This is a genomic window from Bacteroides caccae (assembly GCF_002222615.2).
In the GTDB taxonomy this organism is placed as follows: domain Bacteria; phylum Bacteroidota; class Bacteroidia; order Bacteroidales; family Bacteroidaceae; genus Bacteroides; species Bacteroides caccae.
Genome location: NZ_CP022412.2, coordinates 2,000,115 through 2,020,874, shown reverse-complemented (window position 1 = coordinate 2,020,874; position 20,760 = coordinate 2,000,115). Strand labels below are relative to the sequence as shown.

Sequence of the window (20,760 nt, the reverse complement as noted above, 5' to 3'; positions counted from 1 at the left end):
GATATTTCTAAATTAAATAGGATATTTGTATACGCAATTTATTTAATTGCGTGAACCTCATAAAGTCTAATCAATCATGAAGAAACAGAAATCCGGCTTATATGAAAAAAGTCTTATTCGTATTATTTTGTTTTTGTGCATAAACTTCATACATTTTCCTTTATACGGATATTATTTTAAAAATATAGGAGTAAAAGACGGACTCTCGCAACCTTCAATACTAAGTATTCATCAGGATGAATTGGGAAGGATGTGGTTCGGAACATTGCAAGGTTTGAGTATCTATGACGGAAATGAAATGATAACCTTGAAAGGAGGTGAAGAACGTTTTGACAACTATATTAAAAATAATACAATTTATCGAATCGTTGAAGATTCAAATCACAATATATTTTTGCGTGCTGACAATTCTTTGGTTTGTTATAAATTGACTGAAGACCGTTTTCAGTGTATCAGAGAAAGAGATATAAACGCTGTTAATTCTATTGGTGGCAAAATTTATATAGCTGCTAAAGATTCAATTTTGGAATGGAATGAAGGCGATAATCGTTGGGATTTCTTCAAAAAAATAGAAATCTCTTCAGGAAGAATAAGTTCTATATTTTGCAATAGAAGTAGTGAATGGTATATCGTCACGTCAAAAGGATGTTACAAAGAATATAAAAATGGATTATGGAAATGTATATTGGACATACCTTCCATCGAAATGCTTTATGAAAGTAAAGATGGTTCTATTTGGATGGCAACTCGTTCAAACGGGCTGTATCAGTTTGACAATGATATTTGTGTAAACCATATTGTCAATAATCCCGGAACAGCGAATAGTCTTTGCAGCAATGACGTAAGGGTGGTAACCGAAGACCAGTCCGGTAATTTATGGATCGGAACTCGTGAAGGACTGAACAAATACTCTATCTCAACCGGTAATATAGAGTCCTATGCCTCAGGAGGTTTTTCCGGTGACATGAAACATTCATCCATATTCGCCCTCTATTTGGACAAGGAGGGAGGATTATGGGTCGGCACTTATTATGGAGGGGTCAGTGTCTTTTCCCCAGAGAGTAGAATTTTTAAATACTATCCCGCAAACAAGGAACGCTCTGATTGTCTCAATTTTCCATTTGTCAGTGGAATTGTAAAAGACAAACGGGATGATTTGTGGATATGTACAGATGGCGGAGGACTTAATTATATGAATCATAAGACTGAAATATTCCGTCACCTCAGTACGAAAGACTCCGGTCTTGTAGCAGATAATATGAAATCTATCTGTTATGATAAGAATAAGGATAAATTATATATTGGTACCTATTTATCGGGATTGATAGCTTATGACATACCTTCCGGAAAATTCACCAAGTGTTTTAAGTCTCCAAAGGATAGAGTGTTACATCACACTGTGACACATGTATATATGTATGGCGATAAAATTGTATTTTCTTCAAGTGATGGTATTTATGTGTTTAATGAAAAAACCAACGAAGTTACCCCGCTATTATGTATTAAGGGAGTACTTGCGTTTGTTATCGATCAATCAGACCAGATATGGGCGATATATAATAAAAATATAGTTTGTATGAAAATAGGTGTGCCAGATTCAATGAAACGATACCAATCGAGTGATTTTGGCATAAAGCACAATGTACTCTTATGTATATGTGAAACAAGTAACGGTGAGATTTATGTAGGTACGGAAGGTGGTGGAATGTTAGGATATAATGCTAAAGAAGATACTTTTCAAATATATAATTCCAAGAATTCCCTAATATTGGATGATTATTGCTTTAATTGTATTTCTCTCGATGAAAGATTTATGATAATTATGTGTAGTAACGGACTTTCTTTTTTCGATACAAAAGAAAAGAGAGTGAAATATTCTATATCGGGGAAAAAACTGCCAGTTTCATCGTTTGGTGTAGATAACGGACTTTACGTTTCCGAAAATAAGGATATATATGCGGGCAGTTTGGAGGGGCTGGCTGCATTTTCTGTGGATAATTTAAAGAATTCAGCTAACAAAAAGTCCTTGTATCTTTCAAAATTATTTGTAAATAACGCATTAATGTTACCCAATGACAGTAACAAAATTCTGAAGCGTATTATTTCATATACAGATAAAATTGTATTGAAACACAATCAGAACAATCTGGAATTTACTTTCTCGGACAACGATTTTTATTATTCTATATTTCCGACATTTTATGAATATAAATTAGACGGATTGGATAAAAAATGGATAAAAACTAATGGACATCATATCACCTATACCAATATTCCTCCTGGCAATTATACGTTGCATATCAGAGAAAACAATATTTATGGTAATGAACAGGACGAAGGAATAAGTCTCGATATTGTTGTAAAATTACCTTGGTGGAACACTTGGTGGGCATGGTTGATTTATTTTATAATAGTTTTATCAATACTATTCATTATAGCAAAGGAAAAGATAACATCTTTCAAATTTAAACTCTTATTGGATAATGAAAAAAGAGAAAAAGAAAATATAGAGAAAATCAATCGGTTCAAACTTGACTTTTTTACAAATGTAAGCCATGAACTTCGTACTCCGCTTACTTTAATAACTACTCAGATTGAACTACTCTTGAGTAACAGCAAGGATATTTCCAAACCTGTTTATGATAAAATATTAAAATTACACAAACATGCATCTGATATGCGGAACCAGATTAGCGAATTACTTGATTTTCATAAGCTAGATCAAAAACAAATGCGTTTATCTGTCCAAGAAAAAAATCTTATTCCTTTCTTAGGTGAAGTGTATTTGTCATTTAAAGAACAGGCAGAAGCACATAACATCAAATACCTGTTTACAACAAGCTGCGAATCGGCGTTTTGCTGGTTTGACAGTGTACAATTAAGAAAAGTGTTCTCGAATCTGATTTCTAATGCCTTAAAGTTTACCAACGACAATGGAAGCGTTGAACTTTCTTTGATTAAAAACAATGAAATGTTTATCATACGATTAATAGATAATGGCATAGGAATCGAAGCAGGAGAGATTGATAGGATATTTGAACGTTATTATCAATCTAAAGGTAAATTCTACACATTCAGTTCAGGCATAGGACTAGCTTTATGTAAGGAGATTATCAATTTGCATCATGGTAAAATTACAGTGGAAAGCAAACCCGGCTATGGCAGCATATTCAGCGTCATGCTGAAAACCGGTAATGAACATTTTATAAATGACCCGCTTGTAGACATACAGCATGATATAAAAGAAAGCAAGTCTATTGTGCAGAATTCAATACCGGACAGTGATTTTATGAAAACACTAAAAGAGAATAATAAGATAGTCTATCATAAAAATGATCCTGATGAAGCCGATGTCAGACGAATACTTATTGTTGAAGATAATGTAGAACTCCTGAATTTGCTTGCGGAGATATTTTCTCCACTTTATCAGGTATACAAAGCAACAAATGGGGACGATGGCTTGAGAATTACAATAAAGGAACAACCGGATATTGTATTAAGCGATGTAATGATGCCCGGTATAAGTGGAAATGAAATGTGTAGAAGAATAAAGAATAATATACACACATGTCACATTCCGGTAGTTCTGCTAACCGCAAGAATATCTCCCGAACAACAAGTGGAGGGATTAATGTCGGGGGCAGATGATTATATTACCAAATCTTTTAATGCTAAAATTCTTCTGATTAAAATTAATAACATACTCCGTAATAGAGAGTTGCTTCATCATACAAATATTGATAACAGCCAGTCTACAAATGTTCCAGGAGTGGTTCAAAATGAAAGTGACAAAAAACTACTTGATAAAATAAAAGAGATAGTAGAGAAAAATATCGAGAATCCTGATTTTAATATAGAGCAACTTGCATCAGAGGTATGTATGGGACGTAGTGCTTTTTTTGAAAAGATAAAAGACATTACAGGTACAACCCCTGCCAATTTCATTTTGGAATGTAGACTTAATAAAGCTACTGCATTACTGATAAAGAACCCGACACTTCGCATGGATGATATTGCTGCATATTTGGGCTTTAGTTCAGGACGCTATTTTTGTAAATGCTTTAAGAATCATTTTGGAATTTCTCCGCTACAATATAGGAAACAAGACCAGGGATAGTCTAAAACGTTCTAATTCATAGAACGTTAAAATAGGCACTCATATTTTTTGGATACTTTGTTCGGACATTTTGGTACAGTTATAGAAAACGCTATTTCTATTTTTGCCTTCGCAAAGAATCGTTTTAGCCATTATAACTAAATCTATATTTACCAAATTATGAAGAATAAAGTACAAAGACATTTTTCCTTATTTAAAACAAATAAGCTGCTATTATTGGGGGCTATCACAGTTTTAGTATGTTCAAGTAATGCCTTGGCACAGAATAACGGAAACAAATTAGTAAGTGATAACTTTGATTTTGCCAAAAGGCAAATGGTACACATGCTTGAAAATATACCGCAAGGAGAAGCTAAAATGCCGCACTCCATAAATGGTAAAGGAAATACTTCATGTCGGAGCATCTATTGGTGGACCTCCGGATTCTTTCCTGGAATATTATGGTATATAAACGAATATACAGGTGATAAAGCTTTTGAAAGCTTTGCCAAGAAATGGACAGAAAAGCTTGAACCAGTTAAAACATTCAAAGGTAATCATGATATAGGTTTCATGATGTATTGTAGCTTCGGTAATGCTTATCGCCTTACGCAGAATGAAAAATACAAGGATATACTTATACAATCCGCATACTCTTTGGCTACACGCTTTAATCCTCAAGTAGGTACAATCAAGTCCTGGGACTCATGGCGTTCATGGGAAAACAAACACGTTTTTAAATATCCCGTTATCATAGATAATATGATGAACTTGGAATTGCTGTTCTGGGCTTCAAAAGCAACCGGTGACCCTTCATTCAGAAACATAGCGATATCGCATGCGGAAAAGACCATGAAATATCAGATAAGAAAAGACGGTAGCAGTTATCATCTGGCATGCTATGACCCTGAGACCGGGAATTTCATTAAAGGCGAAACATCACAGGGATACTCCAACGAGTCTACGTGGTCTCGCGGACAAGGTTGGGGAATATATGGCTTTACATTATGTTATCGTGAAACAAAGGATCCGCGTTTCTTGAAAACAGCCCAGCGTATGGCGGATTATTACATCAATCACCCGAATCTTCCGTCTGATAAAATTCCTTGGTGGGATTTTGATACGCATAGACCGGGGTTTATCCCTGGCAAGTTCTCTAAGACCAATAAATACATACAAAACTATCGTGACGCCTCCGCTGCTTCTGTTACCGCTTCTGCTTTGTTAGAATTATCCTCTTATGTAAAGGATGACAAGAAGAAAATTTATACAGAGACAGCACTACAAATACTCACCTCATTATCGAGTCCTGAATATCGTGCAGAAGAAGGTAAAAACGGAAACTTTATTTTAAAACACAGCACAGGAGCTATTCCTCACGGTTCAGAAGTAGACGTGCCATTAATTTATGCGGACTATTATTTTTTAGAGGCTCTTTTACGTTACAATCGAATGATAAACAATAAACCGATATTATAATTATGAAGCGTAAAATTCTTTTTATACTATTTTGCATTTGTTCCTTCAGTTCTATGGTAGCTTCAAAGCGTACAGGTACGCAAGACCGCGAGTTATGGGTAAAGTATTTGTGTCGTATAGCCTCACCGGTTATTGACAATTTAGCCAAGGGAACATTGGAGGCCAACATGCCCGTAGAGACCGGAAAAAATTTCTATGGTAATCCACGTGACGTTACCTACTTAGAGGCTGTAGGAAGAACACTTGCCGGCATTGCTCCTTGGTTGGCTTTACCTGATGACAATACAGAAGAGGGTAAACTAAGGAAAAGTTTTAGAACTTCAGTACTTAAAGGACTGAAAAATGGTGTTTCTCCCGAATCTCCCGATTGTCTGAACTTTACCCGCAATTATCAGCCCACTGTAGATGCAGCTTATTTAGCACAAGCTTTTCTACGTGCCCCCAAGGCTTTATGGGAGCCACTGGATACGCTCACCAAACAAAGATATGTGACCGCATTTAAGTCACTCCGTAGAAATAAACCCGTGTATAATAATCATTTGTTATTTGCGGCTATCATAGAAACTTTTTTGTTGAAAGTCGGTGAACAAGTTGATCAAGCTAAAGTATTCTTAGCTTGTAAAAAAATAGAAGAATGGTATGTGGGTGACGGCTGGTATAGTGACGGACCAAGTTTCTCTATGGATTATTATAATGATTATGTTATTCATCCCATGCTGGTAGACATTTATCAGGTATTAAAGGAAAAAAAAATAGTCTCGGAAAGGCAATATAATACAGCTGTTAAAAGGATGATACGCCATTCTGATTTTTCTGAGCGTATGATAATGCCTGACGGAGTTTTTCCGGCTTTTGGACGTTCGGCTACTTATCGTACAGGGGCATTTCAAAGCTTATCACAAGTAGCATTGATGAAAATACTGCCTTCTTATATACATCCTGCACAAGTACGTTGTGCGCTCACTGCCGTATTTGTGAATATGTACGACGGTAATCAGAATTTCGACAAAAACGGCTGGTTGGTACTGGGATTTAATGGTCATCAACCTGAATTGGCTGATTATTATACTACTACCGGTAGTTTGTATATGGCAACACTTGGTTTTTTAGCACTGGGACTTCCGGCAGATGATTACTTTTGGACAAATAGTTTTGAAGAATGGACTTCTTGCAAGATCTGGAGCGGTAAACCAAGCAGAAAAGACTATAAAGTTGAGTATTGAAGTAATATATAAAACAGAGAAAAAACTTTCATTCCATTATTTAATATTTAATCTTAAATTCAAGCTATATGAAACAGAAAACATTTATTTTAAGTAAGAAAAAATCTTTTACGGCATCTGCAATATCCTGTTGCATGTTTTCGGTCAGAATCAGAGATTCGAGCGCATTATCCGAAATCAGACCTTTTAACCTGAAAAATCGGCTTATTCTATTTTGAAATTATCACGAACTCATGTAATATTTAAACTTTATGAGAAATACATTAATTTTTTTCCTAATTTCTTTATTGATTATTGGTTGTAAAGATGAAACTACTACAACTAGTACAATTCACGATCCTTCAAAACCGGTTCAAATTACAGGTTTTGAACCTACGGAAGGAGGAGCTCGCACAAGATTGTATATCCAAGGAAATAACTTTGGAAGTAATACAGATGATATAAAGGTAAAAATCGGCGGTTTACCAGCCAAGGTTATAGGTAGTAATGGAAATATTATATATTGTATGGTTCCTTTCAAAGCCTCAGAAGGAACTATTGAAGTAAGCATAAAAGGGCAAGACCCCATTACTGCGGCAGAGAAATTCAATTATGTTTCCAAAACGATTGTCGGAACCGTAGCCGGCTATGTGGATGAAACCGGTAAAGTAAAGGTTCAGGATGGTTCATTTAAAGAGGCCGGCTTTTCCGGTCCGGGATATATGACTGTTGACCCGAAAGACCCAAACGTACTTTATGTGGTCGATGGAAACAGGTATGGCGGGACAAGTATCAGAGTACTGGATTTAAAAAAGAAGGAAGTCTCAACATTATTGACCAAAGGACAGGGTAACTGGGAAAGTATTCGTACCATAGATTTCACTTTAAGCGGTGACACTATGTTGATTACAAATCAGCAGGATACTGAAAATGCCATAGGTATTTCTTATACTACCAGAGCAAACGGTTTTAAGAAGCCACAACCTCTTGTTATCGGAAGAAAAATCGTTTCTGTTGCGGTACATCCCAACGGGGAGTTATATTATGTAAAGAGAAAGACCGGAGAACTTATCCGTTTTGATATGCAAACAAAAGAAGAAAAGGTTTTATATGCCTTAGGAGATGGCGAACCGATGTTTTTTATCTTTATGCATCCGTCGGGCAATTACGCTTATATCTCATTCTCCCAATGGAAGACAATATTGAAAATACCCTATGACTGGAAGAACAAGACGCTTTTAACCGCCAGTATATTATGTGGTCAACAAAAACAGGAAGGATGGCTTGACGGTCAAGGAACAAATGCCAAGTTAGGTAATCCGGCACAAGGCGTATTCATAAAAAACGAGCAATATATAAAAGAGGGCAAAGATGATATTTACGATTTTTATTTCACAGACTCTTCGATACACTGTATTCGTTATGTAACTCCCGAAGGATTTGTACACACATACGCCGGTCGTGGCAGTCAGGGGGTTAACAATAACCCTAATGGTTATGTAGATGGTGATTTAAGGCAAGAGGCGCGCTTTAATTATCCTTTCGGAATACACTACGATGAAGTAAATAAGATATTTTACATTGGTGATATCGAAAACTATAGAATTAGAAATATAGCGAAAGATGAATAAATTTTTAATATTAAAATGTTACCTCGAATGAAAAACATTATTATTATTTTCTTTTGTATGTTTATGCTGATGTTTCAGGCAACGGCACAAAATCATGCAGACGTAAAAGAAATAGAAGTATCAGGTATTGTACTCGATTCAAATAAAGATCCTCTTATAGGTGCTAATATTGTAGTAAAGAATGTGCCTGGACTTGGTGTGATAACCAATATTGACGGAAAATTCAAGATAAAGGTGGAGTTATATCAACGTCTTATCGTTTCATACATTGGTTTTGAGAGTCAGGAGATACTTATAAAAGATAAGAAAACACTGACTGTGATAATGCAAGAGTCAAAATCTAGTGTATTGGATGAAGTTGTGATTACCGGAACAGGAGAACAGAAAAAGATAACCGTTACAGGAGCTGTTTCTTCTGCTAATATAGCACATCTGAATGTTTCTCCTTCAGGAAATCTTGTTAATGCCTTGGCAGGAAATGTTCCCGGTGTATTATCCATGCAGAGCAGTGGAGCACCGGGCCAAAATACTTCCGAATTCTGGATCCGTGGTATTTCTACTTTTGGTGCCAAAACAAGTGCCCTTGTACTTGTCGATGGTTTTGAAAGAGATATGGATGATATCAGTATTGAAGATATTGAATCGTTTCAAGTATTGAAAGATGCTTCAGAAACCGCCATTTATGGTGCCCGTGGTGCAAACGGTGTGGTATTGATAACTACCAAACATGGTAAACCCAGTAAGATTACCATATCTGCCAAGGCGGAAACTTCTTATAATACCAGAACCATAACACCGGAATTTATAGATGGACCCACTTACGCATCTTTGATAAATGAGGCAAGAATCACAAGAAACGAAGAACCGGTTTATCAGCCTGATGAACTGTATATATTGAAGAACGGACTCGACCCTGATTTACTGCCTAACGTAGACTGGATGGATGAGATTTTGAAGAAAGGAGCCATGACATACAAGGCTTCACTCAACATCACCGGTGGTAGTACAAACACACGTTATTTTGTATCTGCCAGCTATGTGGAAGAAGAAGGTATGTATAAAACGGATAAAGAAATTGAAAAGCAATATAATACCAATGCCAATGCCCGCAGATGGAACTATCGAATGAATGCGGATATAGACATTACTAAATCTACTTTATTAAATGTCGGCATATCCGGAATGTTGAAAAAGGTAAATGATACCGGACGAGGTTCGTCGCTTGTGTGGAACAGCCTTATGGGACAGACTCCGGTGTCCATTCCTAAAGTTTATTCGAACGGTTATTTCCCGGCATCAGAATATAACGAAAATTATCGTGACAATCCTTGGATTGCGTCTACACAGACCGGTTACAGACAAAACTGGACTAACCAGATACAGACCAACGTGACCTTAAATCAGAAACTCGATTTCATAACCGAAGGATTGAAGTTTATCGGACGTTTTGGCTACGACACAAACAACTCTAATTATATAAACAAGTTGAAAGCGCCGGAAAGATGGAAAGCGGAACGTTTCAGAGACAGTGAAGGTAATTTGGTCTTCAAGCGACTGAATGAAGAGCAAAAGATGACACAAAGTGCAGGAGGTAGTGGCGACCGCCATGAATTCTTTGAGGCAGAGTTGCATTATAACCGTGTTTTCAACAAACATCATCATGTAGGTTCTGTATTGAAGTATAATCAGGATTCAAAAATACGTACTTATAATCTGGGTAGCGACTTGAAGAATAGTGTTCCCGTTCGTCATCAGGGATTCTCAGGACGCTTCACCTATAACTGGAAATATCGTTACTTTGTTAATTTCAACTTCGGTTATACGGGATCCGAAAACTTTGCTGTAGGTAATCAGTTTGGTTTTTTCCCAGCTTTCTCTATGGCATGGAATATAGCAGAAGAACCGTTTATACAGAATAATTTCAAATGGCTGAATATGTTTAAGGTACGTTATTCCTGGGGTAAAGTAGGTAATGACAATGTATCGGTACGTTTCCCTTATATGTACACTATCGGAAGTTTCAAGAACTATCAATGGGCCGATTTTGGCTTTAACCAAAGTTATAACGGACTTACTTATACAAGTGTGGCATCAAACGGTATAAGCTGGGAAATAGCCAAGAAGCATGATATTGGTTTGGACCTCGTATTGTTCAACGAACGTTTTTCTCTTACCGTAGATTATTTCAATGAAAAAAGAACCGGCATTTTCATGTCAAGAGGTTCATTGCCTCTTACTGTGGGACTTTATGATGGTGACAAGCCTTATGCTAATGTAGGAAGCGTAATTAACAGAGGTTGGGACGGTAACTTTTCATTCAATCAGAACATCGGAAACGTGAGCCTTACCATCAGAGCTAATGCTACTTATAGTGATAATGAAATTCTTGAAAAAGATGAAGGCCATAAGCTATATCCTTATTTGTATGAAACAGGTTTCAGTGTAAGCCAGTCAAGAGGATTGATTGCTCTCGGATTGTTCAAGGACTGGGACGACATAAGAAACAGTCCTACACAGAATACTTGGGGAAGCGTTGAACCGGGAGATATCAAATACAAGGATGTGAACGGTGATGGAGTGATAAACAATAATGACCGCGTGGCTGTAGGAAACACCAACAGACCGAGTTTCGTTTATGGTATGGGTATTTCTGCCAATTGGAAGGGGCTTGACGCAAGTGTCCATTTCCAAGGAACCGGTAAATCTTCTTTCTTCATCAACGGTGTATTGGTGCATCCTTTCAGCCGCGGAACTTGGGGAAATGTATCTACGGATGTTGTCAATTCAAGCCGCTGGATTTCAAGAGATATTTCGGGCGACCCGGCAACCGAAAATCCGAATGCCGTATATCCGAGACTTAAATTTGGAGGAGAAAATAATGTGAACAACAACCAGTATTCCACACATTGGTTGAGAAACGGTTCTTATCTTCGTCTTAAGACAGTAGAAATAGGATACACTTTACCCAAAAATATAGTAAGCAAGATACGTTTTAGTAAAATAAGACTATTCTTTACTGGAACGAACTTGTTGACTTTCTCTAAATTCAAATTGTGGGATCCAGAACCAAGAAGCAACGACGGTAGCTTCTATCCCATTACTAAATCTGTTACATTTGGTCTGAATATTAGTTTATAAAGAAACACTTACGAATATGAAACTTATAAGAAATATATTATTGATTGCAACAGGCTTGAGTATGGCTTCGTGTAATTATCTTGATGTGAATACCGATACCAAGGACAGAATGTCACTGGAAGAAGTCTTTACCGATGAAACCTATACGGAACAATGGCTTGCCAATGCATACAGTTACTTGACAAACAGCGAATTTGCCGATATTAGTATCACCGGCTCAAATCCGTTTAATTTCAGTGATGATATATATAATCCCATTTACAAAAGCTTTAAAGAAGTGACTTATGGTGAAGAGCAATGGCCGTATACATGGAAATACAGTTATCAGGGAATACGTCAAGCCGCTATCTTTATCCAGAATGTGGATATGTGTAATGAACTGACCTCGGAGGAACGGGCAGACTATAAAGCTCAGGCCCGCTTTGTGCGTGCTTATTATTACTGGAAACTATTACAGAAATATGGTCCTGTGCCCATTGTACCAGAAGAGGGCCAGGATTACACTGACAGTTATGAAGCTCTTTCAATACCTCGCAACACTTACGATGAGTGTGCCGATTACATTGCTTCAGAAATGGCCTTAGCAGCAAAGGATCTTCCTTTGAAACGCGAACTGATGTCTGTGTCACGTCCCACAAGAGGTGCTGCTTTGGCTGTACGTGCTAAAGCACTATTATATGCAGCCAGTCCGTTAATGAACGGTAACACCGATGGATATGCCGAAAAGTTGGTGGATGACAAAGGCAACCGACTTCTTGCTGCTGCCTATGATGAAAAGAAATGGGCAAGGGCAGCTGCTGCGGCAAAAGACGTGATTGACCTTAAAGCCTATAATTTGTATGTAGCCTATAAACGTACTGAAGGGTTTGACGGGTATCCAGTTACACTGCCACCATATGACGACGGCAATTTTTCAACAAAATCCTGGCCCAACGGATATAAAGACATAGACCCGTTTGAATCATACCGTTCAGTCTTTAATGGTGAACTGTCAACAGTAGAAAATCCCGAATTGATATTTACACGAGGAAACAATCAGGGTAGTTATGGAGTAAACTATATGGTCTTTTATCAACTTCCGGTCAGTAAAGCCAAAGGAAACAATACAACTTGTGTGACGCAGAAACAATGTGATGCCTATTATATGAAAGATGGTAAAGATATTCCGGGCAAAGATATTGAAATAGGTCGCGGAGACGGTTCTTCACAAAGAGTTACCGGCTTTGTCACCGCAAGTGATGTGAGCAAAGGACTTTATAAACCTCTAGAAGAAAATGTATCGCTTCAATATGCCAATCGAGAACCCCGATTCTATGCATCGGTAGCATACAACGGAGTAACTTGGTGGTTGACAAATGCAACACAGAGCAGTGATAGAGGTCCTTATAGAAGCTGGTATTATCGGGGCGAGACGGAAGGTATGTCCAATAGCCTAAACTGGCTTCAAACCGGCATAGGATTGATGAAGTACGTACGTCCAACAGACACCAATGATGACAAGAACATAAATGGTGAATTTTCTCATATCTCAAAGAAGGCGGATCCTTTGATAAGATATGCCGATATCTTGTTAATGTACGCTGAAGCATTGAATGAACTTGATGGTTCATACCAGATTGAAACTTGGGATAACTCTGGTACTCATAGTATTTCACGTAATGAGGATGAACTGAAGAAAGGAGTACAGCCTGTAAGAATCCGTGCCGGAATACCTGATTTTACGCCAGAAGAGTATGGTAATAAGGAACTATTCCGTAAGAAAATCAAACGCGAACGTCAGATTGAACTTATGGCTGAAGGGCAACGCTATTTTGACTTGAGACGTTGGAAAGACGCTAAAGATGAAGAATCTCTGCCTATGTACGGATGTAATGTTTTTATGACAAAAGGAGAACGCGACTTGTTCTATAAACCGGTTCCTGTTTCTGATGTTTTGACCTGTTTTGCCGAGAAAACTTATTTTTGGCCTATCGACCGCTCCGAGTTGGAAAAAAATGTGAGATTGACTCAAAACCCGGGTTGGCAGAGTGAAAAGTAATTACTATTAAAAAAAACGATTATGAAGAAAAAAAATATCTCTTTGCTTTTGGTTACGTTACTTGTAATGCTGAGTTCTTGCAGCGAATTTTATTCAGATGAGCAATATGAACACTATGTTTCGTTCAAAGCTCCTACATCTACCGTATCTCGTATCCGTTTGAAGTATAGAAAGGGACAACCTTCTCCCTATCGTCTTCCTCTTATAGTGGCCGGTTCCACGATGAATAATAAAGACATCGATGTACATGTAGGTATAGATAACGATACACTCGACATCTATAACTATGAACATTACTATGAACGGGAAGATTTGTACTACAAACAGTTACCCGAGAATTTTTATTCTATTCCGAATTATGACATACATATTCCGGCCGGCGAATGTCAGGCTCTGATGGATATCAATTTTAATTTTAACGGGCTTGATTTGTCGGAGAAGTGGGTTTTGCCCCTTATCATAAAGGATGATCCTTCTTATAATTACACCTCTCATCCACGAAAAAATTTCAACAATGCTCTACTATGGATAACTCCTTTCAATGATTTCTCGGGAAACTATGGAACCACGGCTTTGAATGTTTTTCCCGAAGATACCAACAAACCACTTGTAGTTGACACTCGTGAAGCATACGTGGTTGACGAAAATACCATATTCTTCTATGCGGGTGCTATAAAAGAAAAAAGAACCGACCGTAGAAAATTCAAAATTTATGCGACATTTAATCAGGACCCGGATGACAAAATGAAAGGTACGGTAGAGTTGAGGGCAGAAAATCCAAACATTGAATTTGAATCGAAGAAGCAAGCAACGTATGAGATTTCTGAAATGATGGATGCCTCACGGCCTGCCCTGATGCGCAGAACCGTTACGATAAGAGAACTTAATTATACATTTGTAGATCCATGGGAAACTCAGGGATACACGGCGCATTACAGAGTTGAAGGAAGCATGACCATGCAACGCAATATCAATACGCTGATTGATGACGAAGAATTTGCCATAGAGTGGTAAATTCCCATGTCTTAATATTATTAATGCGAATCAGTATTTGGTTCGCATTAATAATATTAAGACATGGGAATTTACCGTTTAAAAGTAAAATACATAAAATCACCCTTATTCCTTGATTGAAAAAGTAAAAAACAGACTTTTGAAAGCCTCACATATTTTTCTTCCTTATAATTGAAACAAACACTTAGACTTTTATAAAGCACTGCTTTAGACTACCTAAAGCTATGCTTTACGTTCTCTAAAGCGGTGCTTTATATTCCACCAAGCGGAAGGTTATATAACAATAATGAAGGGGAGGTAATAGACAGGAAGAAATAGAACGATCGACACAGCTACCGGATAAAGAAAGTGCAGTAAAGGTATGAATGTAGCATTTCAACCAAAAAAAACAACTGAATACCAAGCAGGTGAAAATTATTTCGTAATTTTGCAGATGTAGAAAAAATAAAACTATGCCGAACTATGATTTAATCACCATATTAGGACCTACCGCCTCAGGCAAAACTCCGTTTGCCGCTGCTTTGGCCTATGAATTGAATACAGAAATTATCAGTGCCGACTCCCGTCAAATATACAGGGGAATGGATCTCGGCACCGGAAAAGATTTGGCCGATTATACGGTCAATGGACATAAAATCCCGTATCATCTGATTGATATAGCCGCTCCCGGATACAAATACAATGTTTTTGAATATCAACAAGATTTTCTGGTTTCTTACGAAACAGTCAAACAAAAAGGTTGTCTCCCCGTTTTATGTGGAGGGACAGGGATGTATTTGGAATCAGTCTTAAAAGGTTATAAACTAATGCCCGTACCGGAAAATCCGGAGTTGCGTACCCGTTTGGCAAGTTATTCTCTTGAAGAACTGACGGAAATTTTAAGCCAATACAAAACGTTGCATAACTCTACGGACGTAGACACAGTAAAACGTGCCATTCGTGCAATAGAGATTGAAGAATATTATGCCGCCCACCCAGTCCCCGAACGGGAATTTCCGAAGCTGAACAGCCTCATCATTGGCGTAGACATCGAACGAGAACTACGCCGCGAGAAGATTACGCTACGATTAAAACAGCGGTTGGATGAAGGTATGGTTGATGAGGTACGACAACTGATCAGAGAAGGAATTTCACCGGAAGATTTAATATATTATGGTCTGGAATACAAATACCTGACGTTATATGTCACAGGACAAATGACATACGAAGAGATGTTCAACGGATTAGAAACTGCGATTCATCAATTCGCCAAACGGCAGATGACTTGGTTTCGCGGCATGGAAAGACGAGGATTTACTATTCATTGGATAAGCGCGAAACTGCCAATGGAAGAAAAGATAGCGTTTGTGAAAGAAAAACTGCAGGGGAATTAGTATCTTTGGCAGTGAAATATAGTGAGATTTTTAATATTGTAGGATAGAAATACGGATATGAGTGTAGAACCGAAGAAATGGGGTGTGATTTACAACCCGAAAGCTGGTACCCGAAAGGTAAAAAAACGCTGGAAAGAGATCAAGGAATACATGGACAGCAAAGGCGTCGACTATGACTATGTGCAATCCGAAGGTTTCGGTTCAGTAGAACGTCTCGCTAAGATTTTAGCCAACAATGGTTATCGTACGATTGTCGTTGTGGGCGGTGACGGTGCGTTGAATGACGCTATCAACGGCATTATGCTATCCGATGCAGAGGATAAAGACAATATCGCACTTGGCATGATTCCGAACGGCATCGGGAATGACTTTGCCAAATATTGGGGACTCAGTACCGAATACAAGCCAGCTGTCGACTGTATCATTAATCATCGACTCAAGAAAATAGACGTAGGCTATTGCAACTTCTACGATGGAAAAGAACATCAACGCCGTTACTTCCTCAACGCTGTTAATATTGGACTAGGCGCACGAATCGTCAAGATTACCGACCAGACAAAGCGTTTCTGGGGCGTAAAATTCCTGTCGTATGTTGCCGCCTTGTTCTCTCTGATATTCGAACGTAAGTTGTACAGAATGCACCTCCGCATCAACGACGAACATATCCGTGGACGCATCATGACGGTATGTGTGGGAAGTGCCTGGGGCTGGGGACAGACACCGAGTGCCGTTCCTTACAACGGCTGGCTGGATGTATCTGTGATCTATCGCCCGGAATTCCTGCAAATCATTTCCGGATTGTGGATGTTGATACAGGGAAGGATTCTGAATCACAAAGTCGTGAAGTGCTATCGGACAAAGAAAGTGAAAGTACTCCGAGCACAAAGTGCTTCAGTAGATCTGGACGGACGGATACTGCCGAAACACTTTCCTCTGGAAGTAGGCGTTCTCCCGGAAAAGACCACGCTTATTATCCCGAACTAAGAAAACAAACACGCCTCCTCTAAACAAGGAGACACCTGTATTACCTATATAATGTAACTTATAATTTGTAATTAACAATATGATCGAACTTAAAAACAATCCTGCCGGTAACTTCTTTCTGCTGGCCGGCCCATGTGTTATAGAAGGTGAAGAAATGGCCATGCGCATTGCCGAACGAGTAGTCAAAATCACCGAAACATTGCAAATTCCTTACGTATTTAAAGGTTCTTACCGCAAAGCGAACCGCTCACGCCTGGATTCATTCATGGGTATCGGCGATGAAAAAGCCCTCAAAATACTGAAAAAGGTACATGATACTTTCGGAATCCCTACCGTAACGGACATCCATGCTGCCGACGAAGCTAACATGGCAGCCGAATACGTAGACATACTTCAAATTCCGGCATTCCTCAGCCGCCAAACCGATCTGCTCGTAGCCGCAGCCAAAACCGGAAAGACCGTTAATATCAAGAAGGGACAATTTCTTTCTCCAATGGCAATGCAATTTGCCGCAGACAAAGTAATAGAAGCCGGCAACAAGAATGTTATGTTGACCGAACGCGGAACAACTTTCGGTTATCAAGACCTTGTAGTGGACTACCGAGGTATTCCTGAAATGCAATCATTCGGATATCCTGTCGTGCTCGATGTCACTCACTCACTACAACAACCGAACCAAACAAGCGGAGTGACCGGCGGTATGCCGCAACTTATAGAAACTATTGCCAAAGCGGGCATAGCCGTAGGGGCAGACGGTATCTTTATCGAAACACACGAAAATCCCGCCGTAGCCAAAAGCGACGGTGCCAATATGCTGAAGCTTGATTTATTGGAAGGATTGTTAACAAAATTAGTAAGGATACGCCAAGCCATTAAATAACTCTTTTTCTGCCTGTTTGTGATTTACCATAGACAATCACGACAGATAACACAGAAACTTTTATTAAATTAAATAGAACATGAAACATTTATTACGTGGATTATTTATTGCAGTCCTTATCATATGCTGCAATTTCCAGTCCGTTTTTGCACAACCCATGCAACAAATGCCTGTGGACAAAAATGTCCGTATCGGCAAACTGGATAACGGACTTACTTATTACATCCGACACAATGCACTCCCGGAAAAACGCGTAGAATTCTACATCGCACAAAAAGTAGGTTCTATTCTGGAAGAACCACAGCAACGTGGCTTGGCTCACTTTCTGGAACACATGGCTTTCAACGGGACCAAACATTTCCCCGGTGATGAAACCGGACTTGGAATCATTCCCTGGTGTGAAACTAAAGGTATTAAATTCGGAACAAACCTGAATGCCTATACCAGTGTCGACCAGACCGTTTACAACATCAGTAACGTACCGACAGAAAACCAGAATGTGGTAGATTCCTGCCTGCTTATCCTACACGACTGGTCGAGCGCTATCAACCTTGCCGACAAAGAAATCGACAAAGAACGTGGTGTAATCCGCGAAGAATGGAGAAGTCGCAACAGTGGTATGCTACGCATCATGACTGATGCACAGGCTACTATGTATCCGGATTCTAAATATGCCGACTGTATGCCTATCGGCAGTATTGACGTTATCAACAACTTCCCTTATCAGGATATCCGTGATTACTATGCTAAATGGTACCGTCCCGATTTGCAGGGAATCGTTATCGTCGGTGACATCAACGCTGAAGAAATGGAAGCCAAGTTGAAAGAGGTATTCAAAGACGTAAAAGCTCCGGTAAACCCTGCCGAACGTATTTACTATCCGGTAGCAGACAATCAGGAACCGTTGATCTATATCGGCACTGACAAAGAAGTTGCCAATCCTTCTATCAACATCTTCTTCAAACAAGATGCAACGCCGGATTCTTTGAAAAATACGATTTCTTATTATGCTACACAGTACGTACTCAACATGGCTATCAATATGCTGAATAGCCGTTTGAACGAACTCCGCCAAACAGCCAATCCTCCTTTTACCGGTGCCGGTGCAGGATATGGAGAGTATTTCCTTGCCAAGACCAAAGAAGCATTCAGCCTTACTGCAAACAGCAAGATTGACGGTGTAGACTTGGCGATGAAAACTATTCTGGAAGAAGCAGAACGTGCACGTCGTTTCGGATTCACTGAGACTGAATATGAACGCGCGCGTGCTAACTATATGCAAGCTATGGAGTCTGCGTATAACGAACGTGAAAAAACAAAAAGTGGTAACTATGTCGATGAATATGTGAACAATTTCCTCGATAAAGAACCGATTCCGGGTATCGAATTCGAATATATGCTTGTACAGCAGATGGCTCCAAACATTCCTGTGACGGCCGTCAACGAATTGATGAAACAGCTGGTTACTGATAATAACCAAGTAGTACTGCTCGCGGGTCCTCAAAAAGAAGGTCTGAAATATCCGACGAAAGAGGAAATTGCAGCTTTATTGAAGCAGATGAGTTCATTCGATTTGAAACCATACGAAGACAAAGTTTCCAACGAACCTCTTATCTCTGAAGACATTAAAGGCGGAAAGATTGTTTCCGAAAAGGCCGATGACGTTTACGGCAGCACAAAACTAGTGCTTTCTAACGGTGTAACAGTCTATGTGAAGCCTACAGATTTCAAAGCTGACCAGATCATGATGAAAGGTGTAAGCCTTGGTGGTACCAGTGTATTCCCGAACGATGAAATCATCAATATTTCTCAATTAAACGGTGTAGCTTTGGTAGGCGGTATCGGTAATTTCAGCAAAGTAGACTTAAGCAAAGCCCTTGCCGGTAAACGTGCTTCCGTAGGAGCCGGTATCGGTAATACAACAGAAACAATTTCAGGTAGCTGTTCTCCGAAAGATTTCGAGACAATGATGCAGCTGACTTACCTGACATTCACTTCTCCGCGCAAAGATAATGAAGCATTCGAATCATACAAGAACCGCCTGAAAGCACAGCTTCAAAACTCAGACGCTAACCCGATGACGGCATTCAGCGATACAGTGACACGTGCTCTATACGGTGACCATCCACGCGCTATCAAGCTGAAAGAAAGCATGGTAGACCAGATCGACTATGACCGTATCCTCGAAATGTACAAAGACCGCTATAAAGATGCAAGCGATTTTACTTTCTATCTGGTAGGAAACGTAAACCTAGAACAGATGAAACCGATGATTGCAAAATATCTGGGTGCTCTGCCTTCTATCAACCGCAAGGAAACATTCAAGGATAATAAGATGTACATTCGCAAAGGGGAATACAAGAATGAATTTGCAAAGAAACAGGAAACGCCAATGGCTACCATCATGTTCCTATACAGCGGAACTTGCAAATACGACCTGCGTAGCAATACACTACTCAGCTTCCTTGATCAGGCATTAGATATGGTTTACACCGCTGAAATCCGCGAAAAAGAAGGTGGCACGTATGGCGTAAGCTGTAACGGAAACCTCAGCAAATATCCGAAGGAAGAACTGGTACTTCAGATTGTATTCCAGACTGACCCAGCTAAGAAAGATAAACTGTCTGCTATCGTTGTGGAACAATTAGAAAAAATGGCTAAAGAAGGTCCATCTGCCGAACACATGCAGAAGATCAAAGAATATATGTTGAAGAAATACAAAGACGCTCAGAAAGAAAACGGCTATTGGCTAAATAATCTGGACGAATATTTCTACACAGGTATTGACAATACGAAAGACTATGAAAAGTTAGTCAACAGCATTACAGCCAAAGAAGTACAAGACTTCCTTGCCAAGCTGCTGAAACAGAACAACGAAATTCAAGTCGTTATGACTATGCCGGAAGAAAACAAATAAAAATTCTT

At 39.0% G+C, this 20,760-nt stretch carries 11 protein-coding genes; all 11 read left to right on the top strand.

Annotation, left to right across the window (positions count from 1 at the left end; genetic code table 11):
* Positions 1–76: 76 nt before the first annotated feature.
* The 11 genes from CGC64_RS07865 to CGC64_RS07815 all read left to right on the top strand — a co-directional run bounded on the left by CGC64_RS07865 (position 77) and on the right by CGC64_RS07815 (position 20,752).
* On the top strand, positions 77–4,117 hold the full coding sequence (locus CGC64_RS07865) for a hybrid sensor histidine kinase/response regulator transcription factor (RefSeq protein WP_005677442.1): 4,041 nt from the start codon (positions 77–79) through the stop codon (positions 4,115–4,117).
* A gap of 159 nt (positions 4,118–4,276) precedes the next feature.
* On the top strand, positions 4,277–5,575 hold the full coding sequence (locus CGC64_RS07860) for a glycoside hydrolase family 88 protein (protein WP_005677441.1): 1,299 nt from the start codon (positions 4,277–4,279) through the stop codon (positions 5,573–5,575).
* Between the two features lie 2 nt (positions 5,576–5,577).
* Positions 5,578–6,798: a DUF2264 domain-containing protein gene (locus CGC64_RS07855; protein WP_005680153.1), complete on the top strand. Its 1,221-nt coding sequence runs from the start codon at positions 5,578–5,580 to the stop codon at positions 6,796–6,798.
* Positions 6,799–7,049: 251 nt separating this feature from the next.
* A complete protein-coding gene (locus CGC64_RS07850) occupies positions 7,050–8,408 on the top strand; it encodes an IPT/TIG domain-containing protein (RefSeq protein WP_005677437.1) in 1,359 nt (452 codons plus the stop codon).
* Positions 8,409–8,435: 27 nt separating this feature from the next.
* Positions 8,436–11,546, top strand: coding sequence for a SusC/RagA family TonB-linked outer membrane protein (locus CGC64_RS07845; RefSeq protein ID WP_005677436.1), 3,111 nt, complete (start codon positions 8,436–8,438; stop codon positions 11,544–11,546).
* Positions 11,547–11,562: 16 nt separating this feature from the next.
* On the top strand, positions 11,563–13,584 hold the full coding sequence (locus CGC64_RS07840) for a RagB/SusD family nutrient uptake outer membrane protein (protein ID WP_005677435.1): 2,022 nt from the start codon (positions 11,563–11,565) through the stop codon (positions 13,582–13,584).
* Between the two features lie 21 nt (positions 13,585–13,605).
* Positions 13,606–14,598 carry a DUF4973 domain-containing protein gene (locus tag CGC64_RS07835; protein WP_005677434.1) on the top strand — a complete coding sequence of 331 codons (993 nt, stop codon included), beginning with the start codon at positions 13,606–13,608 and terminating at the stop codon, positions 14,596–14,598.
* 452 nt (positions 14,599–15,050) lie between these two features.
* Positions 15,051–15,971 carry a tRNA (adenosine(37)-N6)-dimethylallyltransferase MiaA gene (gene miaA / locus CGC64_RS07830; RefSeq protein ID WP_005677431.1) on the top strand — a complete coding sequence of 307 codons (921 nt, stop codon included), beginning with the start codon at positions 15,051–15,053 and terminating at the stop codon, positions 15,969–15,971.
* A 57-nt stretch (positions 15,972–16,028) separates the two neighbouring features.
* Positions 16,029–16,955, top strand: a complete 927-nt coding sequence (locus CGC64_RS07825) for a diacylglycerol/lipid kinase family protein (protein ID WP_005677430.1) — start codon at positions 16,029–16,031, stop codon at positions 16,953–16,955.
* Positions 16,956–17,034: 79 nt separating this feature from the next.
* Positions 17,035–17,835 carry a 3-deoxy-8-phosphooctulonate synthase gene (kdsA, locus tag CGC64_RS07820; RefSeq protein ID WP_005677429.1) on the top strand — a complete coding sequence of 267 codons (801 nt, stop codon included), beginning with the start codon at positions 17,035–17,037 and terminating at the stop codon, positions 17,833–17,835.
* 79 nt (positions 17,836–17,914) lie between these two features.
* Positions 17,915–20,752, top strand: a complete 2,838-nt coding sequence (locus tag CGC64_RS07815; RefSeq protein WP_005677428.1) for a M16 family metallopeptidase — start codon at positions 17,915–17,917, stop codon at positions 20,750–20,752.
* Positions 20,753–20,760: the final 8 nt, after the last annotated feature.

Bases quoted from the DNA above. Each gene is read 5' to 3' on its own strand.
- CGC64_RS07835 (WP_005677434.1), top strand. From the start codon at position 13,606: ATGAAGAAAAAAAATATCTCTTTGCTTTTGGTTACGTTACTTGTAATG.
- miaA (WP_005677431.1), top strand. From the start codon at position 15,051: ATGCCGAACTATGATTTAATCACCATATTAGGACCTACCGCCTCAGGC.
- CGC64_RS07840 (WP_005677435.1), top strand. From the start codon at position 11,563: ATGAAACTTATAAGAAATATATTATTGATTGCAACAGGCTTGAGTATG.
- CGC64_RS07855 (WP_005680153.1), top strand. From the start codon at position 5,578: ATGAAGCGTAAAATTCTTTTTATACTATTTTGCATTTGTTCCTTCAGT.
- CGC64_RS07850 (WP_005677437.1), top strand. From the start codon at position 7,050: ATGAGAAATACATTAATTTTTTTCCTAATTTCTTTATTGATTATTGGT.
- CGC64_RS07815 (WP_005677428.1), top strand. From the start codon at position 17,915: ATGAAACATTTATTACGTGGATTATTTATTGCAGTCCTTATCATATGC.
- CGC64_RS07860 (WP_005677441.1), top strand. From the start codon at position 4,277: ATGAAGAATAAAGTACAAAGACATTTTTCCTTATTTAAAACAAATAAG.
- kdsA (WP_005677429.1), top strand. From the start codon at position 17,035: ATGATCGAACTTAAAAACAATCCTGCCGGTAACTTCTTTCTGCTGGCC.
- CGC64_RS07865 (WP_005677442.1), top strand. From the start codon at position 77: ATGAAGAAACAGAAATCCGGCTTATATGAAAAAAGTCTTATTCGTATT.
- CGC64_RS07845 (WP_005677436.1), top strand. From the start codon at position 8,436: ATGAAAAACATTATTATTATTTTCTTTTGTATGTTTATGCTGATGTTT.
- CGC64_RS07825 (WP_005677430.1), top strand. From the start codon at position 16,029: ATGAGTGTAGAACCGAAGAAATGGGGTGTGATTTACAACCCGAAAGCT.